Source organism: Paraburkholderia sp. BR14374 (genome assembly GCF_040948685.1).
GTDB lineage: Bacteria > Pseudomonadota > Gammaproteobacteria > Burkholderiales > Burkholderiaceae > Paraburkholderia > Paraburkholderia youngii.
The window spans coordinates 1-861 of the sequence record NZ_JBFPKF010000117.1; the positions used below are offsets into that span (position 1 = coordinate 1).

The window sequence follows — 861 nt, forward strand, 5'->3', positions numbered from 1 at the left end:
TAGAGGGTGTTAGGCACTTTTGCTAAGGGTTGCAAAGTGAACAAGCATAAGCACGGAGAAGACGACGAAGTGCAAGCCAGCCAGAGTTTCGGGCAATCGCTCGTAGTCTCTTGCGAGTCGGCGGAAGCGGTTGAGCCAGCCGAAGCTGCGCTCAACCACCCAGCGGCGCGGCAACAGCACGAAGCCTTTTTTCGCCTCCGGCAGCTTGATGACCTGAAGTTCAATCCCCTCGTCAAGCGCCGCCTGCGCGGGCTCTTCGCCGGTATATCCCTGATCCGCGAACGCCACCTTGACCGTCTGTCCTGTAGCCTGCTGGACCTGACGCGCCAGTTCTCCAACCTGTGCGCGCTCCTGCTCGTTGGCCGGCGTCACATGCACCGCGAGCAGTTGTCCCAACGTGTCCACCGCAATATGTACCTTGCTGCCTTTCTTGCGTTTGTACCCGTCGTAGCCTGCGCGTGCGCCGCTTTCGCACGTCGACTGCAGCGTACGGCCATCGAGGATGACCGCACTGGGTTGACCACGGCGGTCCTGGGCGACCCGGATGATCGAACGCAAATCGCTCACCATGGCCTCGAAGCAGCCCGCCTGAATCCAGCGTTGCGTCTGCTGGTAGACCAGTTCCCACGGCGGAAAGTCATTGGGCAACAAACGCCACGGGGCACCGGCACGTACGATCCAGCGCAGCGCGTTGAACATCTCGCGCAGTTCGTAGCGGCGCTGTGGTGCGTCCTTGTTCATCAAGGTCAGGTACGGAGCGGCGAAGTACCACTCTTCATCCGATACATCCGTTGGGTAAGGCCTGCGTTTTTTCATTCCGCCAGGATACCAGGTCCGACATAAAGTGCCTAACACCCTCTA

General features: G+C 59.9%; 1 protein-coding gene. It reads right to left on the reverse strand.

The genetic code is table 11. The features are described from left to right. Positions 1-9 precede the first annotated feature (9 nt). On the reverse strand, positions 10-816 hold the full coding sequence (locus AB3X86_RS38270) for an IS5 family transposase (protein WP_368599904.1): 807 nt from the start codon (positions 814-816) through the stop codon (positions 10-12). Between the last annotated feature and the right edge of the window lie 45 nt (positions 817-861).

Bases quoted from the DNA above. Each gene is read 5' to 3' on its own strand.
- AB3X86_RS38270 (WP_368599904.1), bottom strand. From the start codon at position 816: ATGAAAAAACGCAGGCCTTACCCAACGGATGTATCGGATGAAGAGTGG.